At 65.7% G+C, this 265-nt stretch carries 1 protein-coding gene; it reads left to right on the top strand.

Annotation, left to right across the window (positions count from 1 at the left end; genetic code table 11):
• Positions 1–79 precede the first annotated feature (79 nt).
• The coding region (locus ACFFWD_RS35965) for a chemotaxis protein CheW (RefSeq protein ID WP_376973732.1) at positions 80–265 on the top strand (186 nt) is incomplete at its 3' end.

The raw sequence follows: 265 nt of genomic DNA on the forward strand, positions 1-265 counted from the left end.
GTTCGACCGGCCCGGCCTGATCGCGGCGCTGAAGGAACAGACCGCCGAGGTCAGGAAAGCTGCTTAAGGAACGCAACCGATGACCAGCAAGACCGAGATGAGCGAAGGCGCGATGGCCGAATACGTCACCGCGGTGATCGGCGGGCAATTGTTCGGGCTGCCGATCTCGCGGGTGCAGGACGTGTTCATGCCGGAGCGGCTGACGCGGGTGCCGTTGTCGTCGCAGGAGATCGCCGGCGTGCTCAATCTGCGCGGCCGCATCGTC

Source organism: Bradyrhizobium erythrophlei (genome assembly GCF_042430365.1).
Lineage (GTDB): Bacteria > Pseudomonadota > Alphaproteobacteria > Rhizobiales > Xanthobacteraceae > Bradyrhizobium > Bradyrhizobium erythrophlei.